The 16,395-nt window shown below is 73.9% G+C and carries 18 protein-coding genes; 12 read left to right on the top strand and 6 right to left on the bottom strand.

The window, feature by feature from the left end; genetic code table 11:
- From KJS59_RS20115 to KJS59_RS20090, 6 genes are all read left to right on the top strand, one after another.
- Nucleotides 1-723 (top strand): hemerythrin domain-containing protein (locus tag KJS59_RS20115; RefSeq protein ID WP_249714514.1); only part of this gene is annotated, 723 nt, incomplete at its 5' end.
- Nucleotides 720-1,844 (top strand): PfkB family carbohydrate kinase, encoded by a 1,125-nt coding sequence (locus tag KJS59_RS20110; protein ID WP_213454486.1) that lies wholly within the window; start codon nucleotides 720-722, stop codon nucleotides 1,842-1,844. The genes KJS59_RS20115 and KJS59_RS20110, both read left to right, overlap by 4 nt.
- A 160-nt stretch (nucleotides 1,845-2,004) precedes the next feature.
- The gene (locus KJS59_RS20105; RefSeq protein ID WP_213454485.1) at nucleotides 2,005-2,637 is read left to right on the top strand and encodes a hypothetical protein; all 633 of its coding nucleotides are present in this window, start codon (nucleotides 2,005-2,007) and stop codon (nucleotides 2,635-2,637) included.
- 51 nt (nucleotides 2,638-2,688) lie between these two features.
- Nucleotides 2,689-3,450 carry an LD-carboxypeptidase gene (locus KJS59_RS20100; protein WP_213454511.1) on the top strand — a complete coding sequence of 254 codons (762 nt, stop codon included), beginning with the start codon at nucleotides 2,689-2,691 and terminating at the stop codon, nucleotides 3,448-3,450.
- 7 nt (nucleotides 3,451-3,457) lie between these two features.
- Nucleotides 3,458-4,102 (top strand): HhH-GDP family DNA glycosylase, encoded by a 645-nt coding sequence (locus tag KJS59_RS20095; RefSeq protein WP_213454484.1) that lies wholly within the window; start codon nucleotides 3,458-3,460, stop codon nucleotides 4,100-4,102.
- A gap of 95 nt (nucleotides 4,103-4,197) precedes the next feature.
- Entirely contained in the window at nucleotides 4,198-4,647 is a 450-nt protein-coding gene (locus KJS59_RS20090) for a DUF4383 domain-containing protein (protein WP_249714529.1), read from the top strand.
- Between the two features lie 14 nt (nucleotides 4,648-4,661).
- Here KJS59_RS20090 and KJS59_RS20085 read toward each other — a convergent pair whose 3' ends face one another.
- The 3 genes from KJS59_RS20085 to KJS59_RS20075 are packed head-to-tail and all read right to left on the bottom strand — an operon-like array spanning nucleotide 4,662 to nucleotide 6,729.
- Nucleotides 4,662-5,348, bottom strand: coding sequence for a hypothetical protein (locus KJS59_RS20085; protein ID WP_213454510.1), 687 nt, complete (start codon nucleotides 5,346-5,348; stop codon nucleotides 4,662-4,664).
- On the bottom strand, nucleotides 5,348-5,968 hold the full coding sequence (locus KJS59_RS20080; RefSeq protein WP_213454482.1) for an ATP-binding cassette domain-containing protein: 621 nt from the start codon (nucleotides 5,966-5,968) through the stop codon (nucleotides 5,348-5,350). The genes KJS59_RS20085 and KJS59_RS20080 overlap by 1 nt, the downstream gene beginning before the upstream one ends.
- Nucleotides 5,965-6,729, bottom strand: a complete 765-nt coding sequence (locus KJS59_RS20075) for an IclR family transcriptional regulator (protein ID WP_249714510.1) — start codon at nucleotides 6,727-6,729, stop codon at nucleotides 5,965-5,967. The genes KJS59_RS20080 and KJS59_RS20075 overlap by 4 nt, the downstream gene beginning before the upstream one ends.
- 81 nt (nucleotides 6,730-6,810) lie before the next feature.
- Between KJS59_RS20075 and eda the strand changes: the two genes are divergently transcribed.
- From eda to ctaD, 6 genes are all read left to right on the top strand, one after another.
- Entirely contained in the window at nucleotides 6,811-7,467 is a 657-nt protein-coding gene (gene eda, locus KJS59_RS20070; protein WP_213454480.1) for a bifunctional 4-hydroxy-2-oxoglutarate aldolase/2-dehydro-3-deoxy-phosphogluconate aldolase, read from the top strand.
- Complete coding sequence (locus tag KJS59_RS20065) at nucleotides 7,464-8,564, top strand: sugar kinase (protein WP_213454479.1); 1,101 nt, start codon at nucleotides 7,464-7,466, stop codon at nucleotides 8,562-8,564. Before eda ends, KJS59_RS20065 begins: the two co-directional genes overlap by 4 nt.
- 76 nt (nucleotides 8,565-8,640) lie before the next feature.
- Complete coding sequence (locus tag KJS59_RS20060; RefSeq protein ID WP_213454478.1) at nucleotides 8,641-9,453, top strand: NAD(P)-dependent oxidoreductase; 813 nt, start codon at nucleotides 8,641-8,643, stop codon at nucleotides 9,451-9,453.
- Nucleotides 9,454-9,559: 106 nt separating this feature from the next.
- A complete protein-coding gene (locus KJS59_RS20055; RefSeq protein ID WP_213454477.1) occupies nucleotides 9,560-9,958 on the top strand; it encodes a hypothetical protein in 399 nt (132 codons plus the stop codon).
- A 158-nt stretch (nucleotides 9,959-10,116) separates the two neighbouring features.
- On the top strand, nucleotides 10,117-11,232 hold the full coding sequence (locus tag KJS59_RS20050; RefSeq protein WP_213454476.1) for an FAD-dependent monooxygenase: 1,116 nt from the start codon (nucleotides 10,117-10,119) through the stop codon (nucleotides 11,230-11,232).
- 110 nt (nucleotides 11,233-11,342) lie between these two features.
- The gene (gene ctaD, locus KJS59_RS20045) at nucleotides 11,343-13,094 is read left to right on the top strand and encodes an aa3-type cytochrome oxidase subunit I (protein ID WP_213454475.1); all 1,752 of its coding nucleotides are present in this window, start codon (nucleotides 11,343-11,345) and stop codon (nucleotides 13,092-13,094) included.
- A 143-nt stretch (nucleotides 13,095-13,237) separates the two neighbouring features.
- Here ctaD and KJS59_RS20040 read toward each other — a convergent pair whose 3' ends face one another.
- The 3 genes from KJS59_RS20040 to KJS59_RS20030 are packed head-to-tail and all read right to left on the bottom strand — an operon-like array spanning nucleotide 13,238 to nucleotide 16,346.
- A complete protein-coding gene (locus tag KJS59_RS20040) occupies nucleotides 13,238-14,434 on the bottom strand; it encodes an MFS transporter (protein ID WP_249714508.1) in 1,197 nt (398 codons plus the stop codon).
- A gap of 38 nt (nucleotides 14,435-14,472) precedes the next feature.
- Entirely contained in the window at nucleotides 14,473-15,048 is a 576-nt protein-coding gene (locus tag KJS59_RS20035; protein WP_213454474.1) for a nicotinamidase, read from the bottom strand.
- 14 nt (nucleotides 15,049-15,062) lie between these two features.
- Nucleotides 15,063-16,346, bottom strand: a complete 1,284-nt coding sequence (locus KJS59_RS20030) for a nicotinate phosphoribosyltransferase (RefSeq protein WP_213454473.1) — start codon at nucleotides 16,344-16,346, stop codon at nucleotides 15,063-15,065.
- Between the last annotated feature and the right edge of the window lie 49 nt (nucleotides 16,347-16,395).

Genomic DNA, 16,395 nt, shown 5'->3' with positions numbered 1-16,395 from the left:
GGGGGGGCGGCCACCGCCACGGCGGCCGGTGCCGTGGCCGCCCGCCCGGGCTCGCCCGGTGCCGGGGTCTCGGCGGTTCCCGGCGGCGCCGAACCCGGGGCAGCCGGTGCGGCGAACCGGGGCGGTGTCGCCGGGGTGGCTCCCACACCGCCGCCGAGCGAGCGGGTCAGCGGCACCGACCCCCTGGGTGAGGAGGGCCGCCCGACCGCACCCCGCGATCCCGACCTGGTCGTCACGGCGCAGGGGCAGGTCGGCCAGCGGACCCTGGTGGCGATCCACGATCACCTGCGGCAGGAACTGGCCCAGATCCGGGACGCGGTCCGCCAGGTCGCCGCGGGCCGCCTGGGCGCCGCCGCCGCCCGGTCGCTGATCAACCAGCTCACCATGCGGCAGAACTACTGGTCGCTGGGGGCGTTCTGCGCCGCGTACTGCCGGGTGGTCAGCATCCACCACACCATCGAGGACGAGCACATGTTCGTGGACCTGCGCCGCGCCGACCCGCGGCTCGGCCCGGTGCTGGACCGGCTGGGCGAGGAGCACGAGGTCATCGCGGCCGTGCTCAGCCGGCTGGACGCGGCCCTGGTCGCCATGGTCGACTCCCCGGACCGGCTGGACGAGGTGCGCCGCGAGGTCGACGTGCTCACCGACGCGCTGCTGTCCCACCTGGCGTACGAGGAAGCCGAGCTGCTCGAACCCATCGGCCGCCTCGCGCTGGCGATATGAGCACGGTGAGCGGGGGCGGCGCGTCGGCGGTGCGCGAGGTCGACCTGCTGGTGGTCGGCGGTCTCGGGCTGGACATCGCGGTGGCGGTGCCGTCGGTGCCGCCGCCGGACGCCGATTCGACCACCGTCCCGCCGATCGACCTGCGGGTCGGCAACACGGGGGCCGGTGTGGCGCTGGCCGCCGCGGCGCTGGGCCTGCGGGTGCTGGTCGTGGACACGCTGGGCGCCGACCCGGCCGGTGAGATCGTCCGCGCGGCGCTGCACCGGGCCGGCGTGGCGCACCGCCTCGTCGACGACCCGCGCGGCACCCGCCGCTCGGTCAGCCTCATCGACCCGGCCGGCCGGCGCTCCTCCCTCTACGACCCGCGCGGCGGCTGGGCGGGGCCGCCCCCGTTCGCCGGCTGGGAGCTCGCCCAGCTGGCCGCCGCCGCCCGCCACGTCCACGTGTCCATCATGGACTGGGTGGCGCCGCTCGTCCCCGACCTCGCCGGCTCGGCCCGTTCGTCCTCGACCGACCTGCACGACTGGGACGGTGAGAACCCGTACCACCGGGCGTTCCTGCCCGCCGCCGACATCGTGTTCGTCAGCGGCACCGAACTCGGCGACCGGCTGGACGCGACCCTGCGGGCCGTCCTGGACGGTGCCCGGCAGGCGGCGCCACCCGCCCGACCCGCGGTCTCCGAGGTGACCTCGGCGCTCCCCGGCGCGTACCCGCCCACCGCCGACGGTGGCTCGGCAACCTCGCCCGCGGGTGGCCCTTCGCCGGCTGACGTCGAGCCGCAGCGCGGTGGTCCGGCGTTTTCCGGGGTCGGCCGGCGGCGTGGCGGCCCGGCGTTCGAGGATGGGCGGTTGCCGCTGGCGGTGGGGACGCTCGGCGAGCGTGGCGCCCGGGTCATGCCCGGTGACGCCGTGCCGTTCGACGTGCCGGCCGCCGCCCCACCGGCCGCGATCGTGGATTCCAACGGCGCCGGCGACGCGTTCGCCGCCGGCTTCATCGCCGCCCGCCTGCGTGGCGAGCGCGTCGACCGTGCCGCCGGGTACGCGGCCCGGGTCGCCGTGGCGTCGTGCACGGTCGCCGGCATGGAGTACCCGCCCGGGCTGCTGCCGGCCCCCGGAGGCTGAGGACGCTCAGGTGCCGGCAGCCCCGGGGGCGTTCCGTCGAGGGGCGGACATCGGCTCACCGTTCGAGGGTCATGTATTCGTCCAGCCGCTCGGGCGCGATCAACATTGTCCGGGAATGGGCTCTGGCCGTGTACCGAGGTGGCGTGCGACGATGGCAATCGTGTCAACGGCTATCGATACTCGGGAGCGCTCCCAGAGCCGGCTCCGACTCTGGCTGGCGATCTCCGTCGCCCTGGCGGCGCTGGTCCTGGCGGTGGGTTGGCGACTGGTCGGCGGGCGCGAGGCGCCGGCCGCGGCCGGCGCGGCCGCCGCCAGCGGGAGCCCCGGCGACATGTACGGCATCGCGCCCAATGTCTACGCCTGGCTCACCGAGCGGCTGGTCGCCACGCTGGAAAGCGCCACCCCGGCCGACCACGCGCACCACGGGCACGACATCGCCGGGGCGGAGGCGTCGCCCGGCGCGAAGCCGGTGGTGCTGTGCACCGCCGAGCCGTTCGGCATCGAACCGGCCGGGGCGACCATGCCGGGGGCGGTCACCACCGTCTACGCGCACCACCTGTGCGCGGTGGTGGAGAAGGGCCGGCCCTGGGACTTCGCGGTGAAGATGGCGGGGCCGCTGGTCGCGCACAACACCAACCCGATGGACATCAAGGTGGTCGAGTCGGGGCGCGGGTACGACGAACGGGTCAAGCAGATGATCCCGGCGGAGTACCAGGCCCGCGCGCTGATCGACTTCGGGGACGGGTCCCTGGTGAAGCGGCTGCGCCAGCGGTACGAGGACGCGGCGAAATGAGTTGAGCGGGTCCGCCGGGTCCGGGGACGCTGCCCTCGTGCCCGAGTTGAGATACCCGCCCAAGCCCCGCCCCGGCGACCGCGTCGCCATCGTCTCTGGGCCAACCCCAAGCCGTTCTTCGGGTACAGCGACAACACCAACCTCCTCGCGTACCTGTGGAGCCTCGGCGTCGTGGGCTTCCACGGCGGGTCGGTGATGGTGGAACTGGGCCGGCCGGGGGCGATGCACCCGCTCACCGCGGAGTCGCTGCGGGCGGCGCTGTTCACCAGCGGCCCGTACGAGCTGCGGGCCAGCGACGAGTACCGGGACGAGTCGCGGGACTGGGTCGATCCGGTGACGTTCGAGGCCGAGCCGCCGATGCGGCCCGCCGGGGAGTGGATCTGGCACCGCCCGGACCGGGTGATCGAGGGCGTGACCTGGGGCGGCAACCTGGAGATCCTCGGCTGGCTGCTGATGGCGGACCGGGCCGTCGCCGAACCCGCCGCGTACGAGGGCGCCGTGCTGGTGATCGAGACGAGCGAGGAGCTGCCCTCGTCGCTGGAGGTGTACCGGACGCTGCGCAACATGGGCGAGCGGGGCCTGCTGGGCCGGGCGAAGGCGTCGTCGTTCGAGCGCCCCAACCCGCCGGCGGCGACAATCAAGTACGTCGAGGTGCAGCGGGTGGCGGTGTCGCGCGCGGTGGACGAGTACAACCCGGGGGCGACCGTGGTGTTCGACATCGACCTCGGGCACACGGACCCGCAACTGGTCATCCCGTATGGCGGCCGGATCCGGGTGGACGGCCCGGCGCGCAGGGTCACCGTCTGGTACTGACGGGGGTATGACCCAGGACCGGATCGTCGCCGAGGTGCTGCGCCGGCACGGCGAGACGTTCGCCGAGCGGGCCGGCATCCGGCTGGCCGACAAGCCCTCCCCGCTGTACCGGCTGCTCGTCCTGGCCACCCTGCTCAGCGCGCGGATCACCGCGGAGATCGCGGTCGCCGCCGCGCGCGAGTTGAGCGCGGCCGGGTACACCACGCCGGAGGCCATGCGCGATGCCACCTGGCAGCGGCGGGTGGACGCGCTCGGCCGGGGCCACTACCGCCGGTACGACGAGCGCACCGCCACCATGCTCGGCGACGCCGCCGTCCACTGCGTGCAGCGGTGGCGTGGCGACCTGCGCCGCCTGCACGCCGAGGCCCCGGGCGACGCGCGCGTCCTGAGCCGCCTGGTGCGGGAGTTCAAGGGGATCGGCCCGACCGGTGCGGCGATCTTCCTGCGCGAGGTGCAGGGGGTGTGGCCGGACATCGCCCCGTACGCGGACGAGCGGGTCGCGGCGGGCGCGCGCCGGCTCGGGCTGCCGCCCGAGCCGGCCGCCCTGGCCCGCCTCGTCTCCGCGCCTGACCTGCCGAGATTCGCGGCGGCCCTGGTCGTGCTGGGGCGGGACGAGAAGGCCGCCGAGGCCCTCCGCGGTGCAGCCGATTAATCCCGGTTTCTGGTGAAGCGGCGGGGGCAGGTTGCCACCGACAGCCACCGAAGGAGGAGGAGCTAATCATGGTGAGCACCAGAGCCCCCGCGGCGATGACCTCCCGCGCTGAGCACCGCCCCCTCGTGTCCACCCTCGCGCTCGCGGCATCGTCGATCTTGCTGCTGTTCGGGATCCTCGGCTTCATCCCCGGCATCACCCACAACTACGGGGACCTGTACTTCGCCGGGCACACCTCCACGGCCAAACTCTTCGGCCTGTTCCAGGTGTCCATCCTGCTCAACGCGATCCACCTGCTGTCCGGCCTGATCGGCCTGGCGATGTTCCGCACGGCGGCCAGCGCGCGGACGTTCCTGATCGGCGTCGGCATCTTCTACGCGGCCCTGTGGATCTACGGGATCGCGGTGAACCAGGCCAGCAGCGCCAATGTCATCCCGGTCAACACGGCCGACAACTGGCTGCACTTCGCCCTCGCGGTCGGCATGATCGGATCCGGCCTGACCAGTTCCCGGCCGACCCGTGACGTGACCCGCCAGGCCGCCTAGGCGCGGCCGTGCGCTCAGACGAAGCGCAGATGTGGGCGGCGGCGTAGGCGCACCGCCGCCACGCACAGCACCAGCGCGGTCAGCGCGACCGTCGTCACCACGCCGTGGACCACGCCGCGGGTCAGGTACCCGCCGTCGACGTGGTCGACGGCGTAGGTGGCGATCTCCCGGCTGGACCAGAGCGGCAGTACCTTCGCCAGCGAGCCGGCCGGGTCCGCCATCATCTGCACGGCGACCAGGATCAGCAGCAACAGCGTGCCCTCCAGGTCCCGCGGGACCAGTACGCCGATGAGCAGGCCCAGGGGCGCGGCGACGGCGACCACGAGCAGCATCGCCGCCGCGATCGGCCCCAGCCGGACGACGTCGCCGTGGTCGACGGCGACCAGGGCGAAGAACGGCCCGGCGATCGCCACGCCCAGCCCCCACATCGCGAGCAGCCGGCCCAGGTACAGGTGGTAGCCGCGGAAGCCGGAGACCAGCAGGCGCGGCTCGACCGGGCGGCTGCTGCCGGTGGCGAACAGGGCCGCGGTGCTCACCGCCCAGGCCAGGCCGAGGAACAGCAGGCGGATCGACTGGCCCGGGTGGGCGTCCCGGCGCACCAGGTAGGACGCCAGCGGCAGGGCCAGCAGCAGGAGCAGCACACCGCGGCGGCGCAGGTTCTCCCGGATCGCCAGGTCGGCGACGGTACCGATGCGGCGCATCACGCGGCGGCTCCCGGCATCACCCGCTGGCCGGTGAGGTCCAGGACGGTGTCGACGGCGTTGAGGTGGGTGAGCAGGTGGGTGACCACCACGATGGCGCAGCCCGCGTCCCGCCAGCGCCAGACCTGCCGCCAGAAGTCGTGGTACGCGCCCTGGTCGAAACCGGTGTACGGCTCGTCCAGCAGCAGCACCTCGGGCTGGCCGAGGCCGGCCAGGACCAGGTTCAGCTTCTGCCGGGTGCCGCCGGACAGGTGCCGGGTCTGCGCCCGCTCCGGCGCGGTCCAGCGCAGTTCCCGCGCGGCGAACCGGCCCGCCCGGCGGGCGCCCCGCCGGCTCATCTCCCGCCCCGCGCCGACCAGCATGAAGTGCTCGTCCGCGGTGAGGAAGTCGTACGTGCCGGCGTCCTGCGGGCAGTACCCGAGCCGGCCGCGCACGATGACCTCGCCCGAATCCGGCTTCTGCAGGCCGGCGCAGATGCGCAGGAACGTGCTCTTGCCCGCGCCGTTCTCACCGACGACCGCGGCCACCTGCCCCGCGTGGACGCTCAGGTCGACGCCCCGCAGGACCTGCCGGCGCCCGTACCGCTTGCTGATCCCGCGTACCGCCAGCCGCTCGATCATCCGGGCACGGTAGCACGGGTGGCGAGCAGCGGGGTGGCCGATCGGAGCGGGGCGGTCATCCGTTCGAGCGCCTCCGCGATGCGCTCGGCGCCGTCCGGCGCCAGCCGCGACACGGGCACGGAAAGGCTGATCGCGTCCGCGGCGGGGGACTGCGTCGGCACGGCGCGGGCGACGCAGACGATGCCGTCGGTGTTCTCCTCGCGGTCCACGGCGTAGCCCCGGCGGCGCACCTCGGCCAGTTCCGCGTGCAGGCGGTCCCGGTCGGTGATGGTGTTGGCGGTCAGCGCCGGCAGCGGCCAGGTGAGCATGGCGTCCACGGTGGCCGCGTCGTGCTCGGCCAGCAGCGCCTTGCCCAGCGCCGTCGCATGCGCGGGTAGCTGCCGCCCGATGGCGCTGTAGAGCCGCAGCCGGTGCACGGACTCCCGCTTCGCCAGGTACACCACGCTCGCGCCGGCCAGCCGCCCGAGGTGGACGGTCTCGCCGAACTCGCCGGCCAGCCGGTCCAGGACCCCGCCGATCAGGCCGACCACGTCGTCACCGTCCAGGTAGGCGGCGCCGACCTGGAGCGCGCGGACGCCGAGGCCGAAGCGGGTGCCGGTCGGGTCGGTCTCCACCCAGCCGCGCGCCGCCATGGTGCGCAGCAGCCCGTGCAGGCTGCTCTTGGGAATGCCCAGGGCGCGGGCCAGGTCGCCCAGGCCGTGCCGCTGCCGCGATTCGGCGAGCAGCTCCAGCACTTCCAGGGCCCGGTCCGCCGACTTCACCGGAGGCGCCGGTTCGCCCGTGCGGCGATCGGGAGCCCCCCTCTGTTGATGCAGGTCCACCACGCGGCTATGGTCACACATGTGACCGCCGTTCACCATTCTGAACAACAGACCATCGCCGCCGCGATCGGGCGCACCCGGCTCCTGCCGGTCGTCGTGCTCCAGGAGGCGGCCGGCGCCGAACCGCTCGCCGCCGCGCTCGCCGAGGGTGGGCTGCGTAGCGTCGAGGTGACCTTCCGCACCGCCGCCGCCGCCGCCGCGATCAAGGCGATGTCCGCCCGCGCGGACCTGCTCGTCGGCGCCGGCACCGTGCTGAGCGTCGAGCAGGTGGACCGGGCCGCCGAGGCCGGCGCCCGGTTCGTGGTCAGCCCGGGCTTCTCGCCGCGGGTCGTCCGGCACTGCGTCGGGCTCGGCCTGCCGGTGTTCCCCGGCGCCGCCACCGCCACGGAGGTGCAGATGGCCCTGGACGAGGGGCTCGACACGGTGAAGTTCTTCCCCGCCGAGGACCTGGGCGGAGTCCGGATGATCAAGGCCCTCGCCGCGCCGTTCAGGGCCGTCCGGTTCATCCCGACCGGCGGGGTGAATACCGGCAACCTCGCCGACTACCTGGCCCTGCCGTCCGTCCTCGCGGTCGGCGGCACCTGGATGGTCGCCCCGGACCTGCTGGCCGAGGGCCGCTGGGACGAGGTCACCCGGCGCACCGCCGCCGCCGTGGCCGCCGCGGGAGGTGCGGCATGAGCCCGCTCACCGTCCGTCCGGCCGAGGACTGCCGGTACGACCTGGTCTCGCTCGGCGAGATCATGCTGCGCCTGGACCCGGGCGAGGGCCGGATCCGCACCGCCCGCTCGTTCCGCGCCTGGGAGGGCGGCGGCGAGTACAACGTGGCCCGGGGCCTGCGCCGCTGCTTCGGCATGCGCTCCGCCGTGGTCACCGCGTTCGTCGACAACGAGGTCGGGCGCCTGCTGGAGGATCTGGTGCTCACCGGCGGGGTGGACACCTCGTTCGTCACGTGGATGCCGTTCGACGGCATCGGCCGGACGGTCCGCAACGGGCTGAACTTCACCGAGCGCGGCTTCGGCGCACGCGGTGCGGTCGGCGTCTCCGACCGGGGCAACACCGCCGCCAGCCACCTGCGCCCGGAGGACGTCGACTGGGACCACCTGTTCGGCACGCTCGGCGCCCGCTGGCTGCACACCGGCGGCATCTACGCCGCGCTCTCCGCGACCACCCCGGACGTCATCGAGGCCGCCATGGCCGCCGCGCACCGGCACGGCGCGATCGTCTCGTACGACCTGAACTACCGGCCCAGCCTGTGGAAGGCGGTCGGCGGCAAGGAGCGGGCGCAGGAGGTCAACCGCCGGCTCGCCCGGTACGTGGACGTGATGATCGGCAACGAGGAGGACTTCACCGCCAGCCTCGGCTTCGAGGTGGCGGGGGTGGATGAGAACCTCGCCTCGTTGGAGGTCGCCAACTTCCAGCGGATGATCGAGGAGGTCACCAGGGCGTACCCGAACTTCGCCGTGGTCGCGACCACCATGCGCACGGTGCGCAGCGCCACGGTGAACGACTGGGGCGCGATCGCCTGGGCGAACGGGGAGTTCGCCGAGGCGACCCACCGGCCCGGTCTGGAGATCCTGGACCGGGTGGGCGGCGGCGACAGCTTCGCCTCCGGGCTGATCTACGGCCTGCTCACCGGCGCCGACCTGACCACGGCGGTCGAGTACGGCGCGGCACACGGGGCGCTGGCGATGACCACGCCGGGCGACACATCGATGGCCTCCCGCACGGAGGTCGAGGCGCTGATGGCCGGCGGCAGCGCCCGGGTGCGGCGCTGACCCATGCGGTACCGGCATGGCCGGCCTGCCTGATCTTCGTTGGTGGGACGGGTCGGGCCGCCCTAGCGTCGCTGCCGTGACGAGTATCGCGCTTCTCGGCCTCGGGCGCATGGGCGTGCCGATGGCTGCCCGCCTGGCCGACGCCGGGTACGACCTGACCGTGTGGAACCGCACCGCCCGCCCCCGCGCGGGGCGGGCGGCGGCCACGCCCGCCGAGGCGGTCGCCGGCCGCGACGTGGTCATCACCATGCTCGCGGACCCGCCCGCCGTGCTCCGCGTGCTCGGCGAGGCCGCCGGCGCGCTCAAGCCGGGCGCTGTCGTGGTCGAGATGTCCACCATCGGACCCGACGCGGTCACCTCGCTGCGGTCGCTGCTCCCCGGCGGCGTGGCCCTGGTCGACGCGCCCGTCCTGGGCAGCGTCCCCGCGGCGGCGGGCGGCACCCTCACCATCGTCGCGGGCGGCGCACCGGCCGACGTGGCCGCCGTCGACGGTCCGCTGTCCGTGCTCGGCACCGTTGTCCACGCCGGACCGCTCGGTGCGGGCGCCGCCCTCAAGCTCGTCGTGAACGCGGCCACCATCACCTCGTACGCGATGCTGGGCGACGTTCTCGCGCTGGCCGGCCGGTTGGGCGTGGCCCGGGAGGCGGCGTTGGACGCGCTGGCCGGCACCCCGGCCGGCGCGCTGGTCGCGCGGGTCCGCCCGAAGCTGGACGATCCGGACGCCCCGGTCCACTTCCGCTTGGGGCTGGCCGCGAAGGACCTCGCGCTCGCCGAGGCGGCCGGCGCGGACGGCCTGGTGGCGCTCGCCGCGCGCCGCCTGGCCGAGGCGACGCGGGCCGGGCTGGCCGACCGGGACCTCTCCGCGGTGGTGACCTTCGATCGCACCTGAGCCCGCCCGCGCGTTACCCTCGATCGACTTCGGATTGACGGCCGCCGGTCGGGTCGGCCTCGGGCGCCGGCAAACCGGGCGCCGAGCGACAGGGGAGGAGACGGCGATGCAGGACTGGATCGCGGGCGCGATGGCGGTGCTCGGCACCGTGCTGGTGCTCGGCGGCTTCACGGTGATCATTCTTCGGGCGATGGAGGCGGGCCGGGTCGCGGCGCCCGGCGAGGGCGATGCCGGCCTGGCCGGTGTGGGCATCGGCGGCGACCCGGACCGCACCACGGTGCTCCAGGCCGGCGCGGGCGAGGGGGAGCGCACCACGGTGCTCCACACCGGGGCCGGCACCACGGCCGCGGCGCGCACCTCCGTCGGGTCCCGGTTGCTGGCCGCCGTCCGCCGGATGCCCGAGGCCGACCGGCTCATCGCGTGGGGCATCCTGCTGCTGGTCCTCGGCGCGGTCGCGGCCGGCGCGATCTCCTTCAACCTGGGGGCGAACGCCGGGACCCAGTGAGTGCGAGGGCCCGGTGAGGGGCCGGCGCACACCGGCGGGCGCAATAAGGTCTGACGTCCACAGTGCCGGAAAATTGCGCGCGGCACTGTCCCGTGGGCGTCGCGACGAGTAGCCTCATGGCTCCAAAGCGTGTCCATCCCTCGGAGGCATCGCCCACCATGGTCGATACCGGACTGCGCGTGCTCATCGTCGGCGCCGGCATCGCCGGCCTCGCCGTGGCCCGGTCCCTGCGGGTCGCCGGCTACCGGCCGGACGTGGTGGAGCGGCACCCCGCCGGCCCGGTCGCCGGTGCCGGCATCTACCTACCCGGCAACGCCCTGCGCGCGCTGCGCGAGTTGGGCCTCGCCGAGCCGCTGCGCCCGTTCGGCGCCACCATCGACCGGCAGGTGTTCCGTACCGCCGCCGGCGAGCCGCTGTGCGAACTGGACGTGGCCGAGCTGTGGTCCGGGGTCGGGGAGTGCCGGGCGCTGTCCCGCGCCGACCTGCACCGGGTCATGCTCACCGGGGCCGGCGGCGCGGTCCGGTTCGGCATCGGGGTGACCGGCCTCGTCCCGGCCGGCGAGGCCGTCGACGTCTCCTTCTCGGACGGCTCCGCCGGCGTGTACGACCTGGTCATCGGCGCCGACGGGCGGCGCTCCACGGTCCGCGACCTGGCCCGCCTCGGCGGCCCGGCCAAGCCCGTCGGCCAGTTCGCCTACCGGTCCGTCATCTCCGGTGCGCCCGGCCCCAAGCACTGGACCGCCCTGTTCGGCGAGCGCGCCGGTTTCGTGGCCATGCCGATGGGAGCCGGGCAGGTCTACTGCTACGCCGAGGAGGCCGTGCCCCCGGGCGCCCCCGCGCCGCAGGAGCCGCTGTGCCGCTTCCGGGAGCTGTTCGGCGGCTACGGCGACCCGGTACCCGGGCTGCTGGAGGCCGCGGAGAAGGTGGCCGTCGCGGTCATCGAGGAGGTCGATATCGACCGCTGGTACCACGGGCGCGTGGTGCTGATCGGGGACGCGGCGCACGCCACCTCGCCCAACCTGGCGCAGGGCGCCGCGATGGCGCTGGAGGACGCGTTGGTCCTCGCGGACGCGCTGGTCACCACCGGTGCCGTCCCCGCCGCGCTGGCCGTCTACGAGGCGCGCCGCCGCCCGCGCACCAAGTGGCTGCTGGCGCAGACCCGGCGCCGCGACCGGACCCGCGACCTCACGCCGGCGCTGCGCGACCCGATGATCCGCCGGCTGGGCGACCAGATCTTCGCCGGGCACTACCGGCGCCTGCTGCCGCCGCGCTGAGCCTCAGTTCCGCCCCCTCGCCAGCCCCTCGCGACCCGAGGACTATCCTGCGTCGTAGGTGCGGCTCGCCGGTCCCATCGCCGCGCCCAGGACCAGCATTCGGAGGGCACGTGACCACCGTCGCACCGAAGCCGATCGCGACCCGGGCGCACCCGGTACGCCGGCCCATCCGTGGGTCGGCGTTCGCGCGACTGCTGCGCACCACGGACGCGAAGCAAATCGGCATCATGTACATGGCCACGGCCTTCGTGTTCTTCCTCCTCGGCGGCCTGATGGCGCTGCTGATGCGGGCGGAGCTGGCGCAGCCGGGCGGGCAGTTCCTCTCGCCGGAGCAGTACAACCAGCTGTTCACCATGCACGGCACGGTCATGCTGCTGTTCTTCGCGACGCCGATCGTGTTCGCCTTCGCCAACTACATCGTGCCGATCCAGATCGGCGCCCCGGACGTGTCGTTCCCGCGACTGAACGCCTTCGCGTACTGGCTGTACGTGCTGGGCGGCTCGGTGGCCATGGGTGGCTTCTTCACCCCGAACGGCGCCGCCGACTTCGGCTGGTTCGCCTACGCCCCGCTGAACGACGCTGTCCACTCGCCCGGCATCGGCGCCGACCTGTGGATCATCGGCCTGGCCCTGTCCGGTCTCGGCACCATCCTGGGCGCCGTCAACATGATCACGACGATCCTGACGCTGCGCGCCCCCGCCCTGACGATGTTCCGGATGTCCGTCTTCACGTGGAACATCCTGGTCACCAGCCTGCTCGTGCTGCTGATCTTCCCGATCCTCACCGCCGCCCTGCTGGCCCTGCTCGCCGACCGGCGCCTCGGCTCCCATGTGTACGACCCGGCGACCAACGGCCCGATGCTCTGGCAGCACCTGTTCTGGTTCTTCGGCCACCCCGAGGTCTACGTCGTCGCCCTGCCGTTCTTCGGCATCATCTCCGAGGTCATCCCGGTCTTCAGCCGCAAGCCCGTCTTCGGGTACAAGGGCCTGGTCGCCGCGACCCTGATGATCGCCGCGCTGTCGATGAGCGTGTGGGCGCACCACATGTTCGCCACCGGCCAGGTGCTGCTGCCGTTCTTCTCGTTCCTGTCGTTCCTCATCGCCGTGCCGACCGGTATGAAGTTCTTCAACTGGATCGGCACCATGTGGCGCGGGCAGATCACGTTCGAGTCGCCGATGCTGTTCGCCATCGGCTTCCTCACCACGTTCCTGTTCGGTGGCCTCTCCGGCGTGCTGCTGGCCAGCCCGCCGATCGACTTCCACGTCTCCGACACGTACTTCGTGGTCGCGCACTTCCACTACGTGCTGTTCGGGACCATCGTGTTCGCCGTCTACTCCGGCATCTACTTCTGGTTCCCGAAGATGACCGGCCGGATGCTCGACGAGCGTCTCGGCAAGGTGCACTTCTGGCTCACCTTCGTGGGCTTCCACGCCACCTTCCTGGTCCAGCACTGGCTCGGCACCGAGGGCATGCCCCGCCGGTACTACGACTACCAGGACATCGACGGCTTCACCGCGCTGAACACGATCTCGACCATCGGCGCGTTCGTGCTCGGCGCCTCGACCCTGCCGTTCCTGTACAACGTGTGGAAGTCCTACAAGGCCGGACCGATCGTGACCGTGGACGACCCGTGGGGCCACGGCAACTCGCTGGAATGGGCCACCTCCTGCCCGCCCCCGCTGCGCAACTTCGACCGGATGCCCCGCATCCGCTCCGAGCGCCCCGCGTTCGACCTCAAGTTCCCGCACCTGGCGGCCGGCGGCCAGTCCCTGGAGGGCCCGCCGGAGGGCGGCGCCAAACCGCTCAGCCACGCGGTCGACGGCGGTGCCGCCTACGCCGAGGACCACTCCACCGACCGCTGAGTTCACCGGCTGAGCACGTCCGCTCGGCCTGTCGCGCGAACGCCGTCCCGGCCACCCGGCCGAGGGCGGCGTTTTGCCGTACCGGGGGGTTGCCGGCCGCGCTGAGCAGACGCACGGCCACGGGTGGAGGCGGCGCGGCTGGGTCAGGGGCGGCGGGCGAGGCGGCGACGCACGAGCGTCAGGCCGGCGACCGCGGTGACCACCAGGCCGACCACGCCGGCGGCGGCGAAGCCCCAGCCGGGGTGGTGGCTGTTGTCGATGACGGCGCCGGCCAGCGGGGCGCCGAGGGCCAGGCCGACGGTGATGGCGGAGCTGTGCAGGCCCATCGCCTCGCCCCGGACGGCCGGCGGCGCGAGGCGGCTGACGGCGTCGGCGGTGGCGGCGAGGGTGGGTGCGCAGAGCGCGCCGGCCGGCAGGATGGCCAGGCAGAGGAGCAGCCAGTGGCCGCTGGCCAGCCCGATCGGGATGGTGAGCGCGCACAGCGCGGCGACCAGCGCGAGCGGCGGGATCGCGCGGTGCTGAGCCCCGTACACGAAGCCGCCGATGAGGGAGTAGGCGGCCCAGACGGCCAGCACCAGCCCGGTGAAGGAGAGCTGACCGGAGGCGCGGAGGGCGGCGACCACGGCCACGTCGGTGCCGCTGAGCACCAGGGTGGCGACCGTCCCGACGGCGAGCAGGGTCACCATGCGACCGGTGAGCCACTGGCGGCGGGGCACGGGGGCGTGCTCCTCGTGCCCGGCACGGACCGGCGGGTTGAACAGGTACAGGGCGAGGCCGGACAGGGTGATGCCGGCGCCGATGGCGAACATGGTCGCCCGGGCCGAGACGGCGGTGACGGCGAACACCGCCAGCGCGGGGCCGATCATGAAGGACAGTTCGACGGACATGGAGTCCAGCGCGTACGCCTGGCGGCGTTGCTGCTCGGGGACGAGCGCCGCGATGGACTGCCGGATGACGCCGAAGACGGGCAGCGTGAGCAGGCCGGCGACGGCGGCGGCGGCGAGCAGTACGGGGTACGGCAGGCGGGGCGACGCCGCCCAGAACAGCGCCTCCGCGAGCGTGGTGACCACGAGCATGGGGCGCAGGCCGCGGCGGTCGACGAAGCGGCCGAGCAGCGGGGCGCCGACGGCGCTGGCGACGGTGGTGGCGGTGCCGACCAGCCCGGCGGCGGCGTAGCCGTGGTGCAGGTCGAGCACGACGTGCAGGGTGAGGGTCACGCCCGCGGCGGTGACCGGCACCCGGGCCAGCAGGGCGATCAGGAACAGGCCGCGCACGCCGGGCAGGGCCAGGACGCCACGGTACGGCGCCATGACCCGGCGGGGAGAGGCGAGAGTTGTCATCACCGCCATCATCCCGGGTCCTTACCTGGGGGCGGCTGCTACCCCCGCACGACCGGCTCCCCGTCCAGGGCCACGCCCGCCTCGGCAAGCTGGGCGAGGGCCCGCTCGGTGGTGGGGCGGGCCACCCCGGCGGTCAGGTCGAGCAGCACCGTCGTGGCGAAGCCCTCGGTGGCCGCGTCCAGGGCGGTGGCCCGCACGCAGTGGTCGGTGGCGATGCCGACCACGTCGACGGCGGCCACGCCCCGGGACCGCAGCCACTCGGCCAGCCCGGTGCCGTCCGCGTGGCCCTGGAAGCCCGAGTACGCCGCCGCGTGCTCGCCCTTCGTGAAGACCGCCTCGATCCGGTCCGTGACCAGGTTCGGGTGCAGGTCGGAGCCGGGGGTGCCGACCTCGCAGTGCCGGGGCCAGGTGTCGACGTAGTCGGGCTCCTCCGCGAAGTGGGCGCCGGGGTCCACGTGGTAGTCCTTGGTGGCGACCACGTGGTCCCACCGGTGGCCCTGGTCGGCGAGGGTCCTGGTGATGGCGGTGGCGACGCCGGCCCCGCCGGCGACCGGCAGGGAACCGCCCTCGCAGAAGTCGTTCTGGACGTCGACGATGATCAGTGCACGGGTCATGGTCACACCTCTCGTCAGGCCGGCACGATGCGGACCGGGACCGCCGGGTCGCCGGCGGAGAGCTTGAGCCCCTCCCAGGGTATGGAGATCAGGCACTGCCGCAGGTGTTCCCGGCTCTCGGCCAGGGTCGGCAGCGGGGCGAACTCACCACCCGCCACGTACGTCCGCTGGAGCAGCCGGTCACCGTTCGCGCGGTCCGGCACCCCCATCGGGACGACGACCTCCTCGGTCGCGGTGCCGGTGGGCTTGTGCCGGCGCACCGCCACCTTCCGCCCGCCCACGGTGGCCTTGTGCTCGGAGCGCTTGACCACCGGGCGGCCCTCGACCTCCACCAGCTTGTAGACCAGGCCGGCGGTGGGCGCCCCCGAGCCGGTGACGACCGCGGTGCCGGCCCCGTACATGTCGACCGGCTCGGCGGCGAGCGCCGCGATCGCGTACTCGTTGAGGTCCCCCGAAACTATGATCTTGGTTTCGGTGGCGCCGAGCGAGTCGAGCAGTTCCCGGGAGTGCTGGGCCAGGACCGACAGGTCCCCGGAGTCGATCCGGATGGCGCGCAGGTCGGGCCCGGCGATCGCGATCGCGTTGCGGATGCCCGCCGCGATGTCGTACGTGTCCACCAGCAGCGTGGTGTTCTTGCCCAGCGCCGCCACCTGGGAGGCGAACGCCGCCGGCTCGTCGTCGTGCAGCAGCGTGAACGCGTGCGCGGCGGTCCCCGCGGTCGGTATGCCGTAGCGGGCGCCGGCGGCCAGGTTCGAGGTGGAGGCGAAGCCGGCCAGGTAGGCGGCGCGGGTCGCGGCGACCGCCGCCTCCTCGTGGGTGCGGCGCGAGCCCATCTCGATGACCGGGCGGCCCCGGGCGGCGGTGACCATCCGGGCGGCGGCCGCGGCGATCGCGCTGTCGTGGTTCAGCACCGACAGCACCAGCGTCTCCAGGACCACGCACTCGGCGAACGTGCCCGAGACGGTCAGGATCGGGGAGCCGGGGAAGAAGAGTTCACCCTCCGCGTAGCCCTCGACGTCGCCGGTGAACCGGTAGCCGGCCAGCCAGCGGGCGGTCTCGGCGTCGACCACGCCCGAGTCCAGCAGGAACGCCACCCCGTCCTCGTCGAACCGGAACTCCCGCAGCAGGTCCATCAGCCGGCCCGTGCCGGCCACCACGCCGTACCGCCGCCCGGCCGGCAGCCGCCGGGCGAAGACCTCGAAGACGCAGTGCCGGTCGGCGGTGCCGTCCCGCAGTGCCGCGCCGACCATGGTGAGCTCGTAATGGTCCGTCAGCAGGGCCGGGCTGAGACTCGTCACCCGACCACCCTATGCCGCCGCCCGGCGGGCCCAACGGGACGGCGTCACC

Source organism: Rhizomonospora bruguierae (genome assembly GCF_018397995.1).
Classification (GTDB): domain Bacteria; phylum Actinomycetota; class Actinomycetes; order Mycobacteriales; family Micromonosporaceae; genus Rhizomonospora; species Rhizomonospora bruguierae.
Note: the sequence above shows the minus strand (reverse complement) of the source record. Positions and strands in the feature narration are given on the sequence as shown.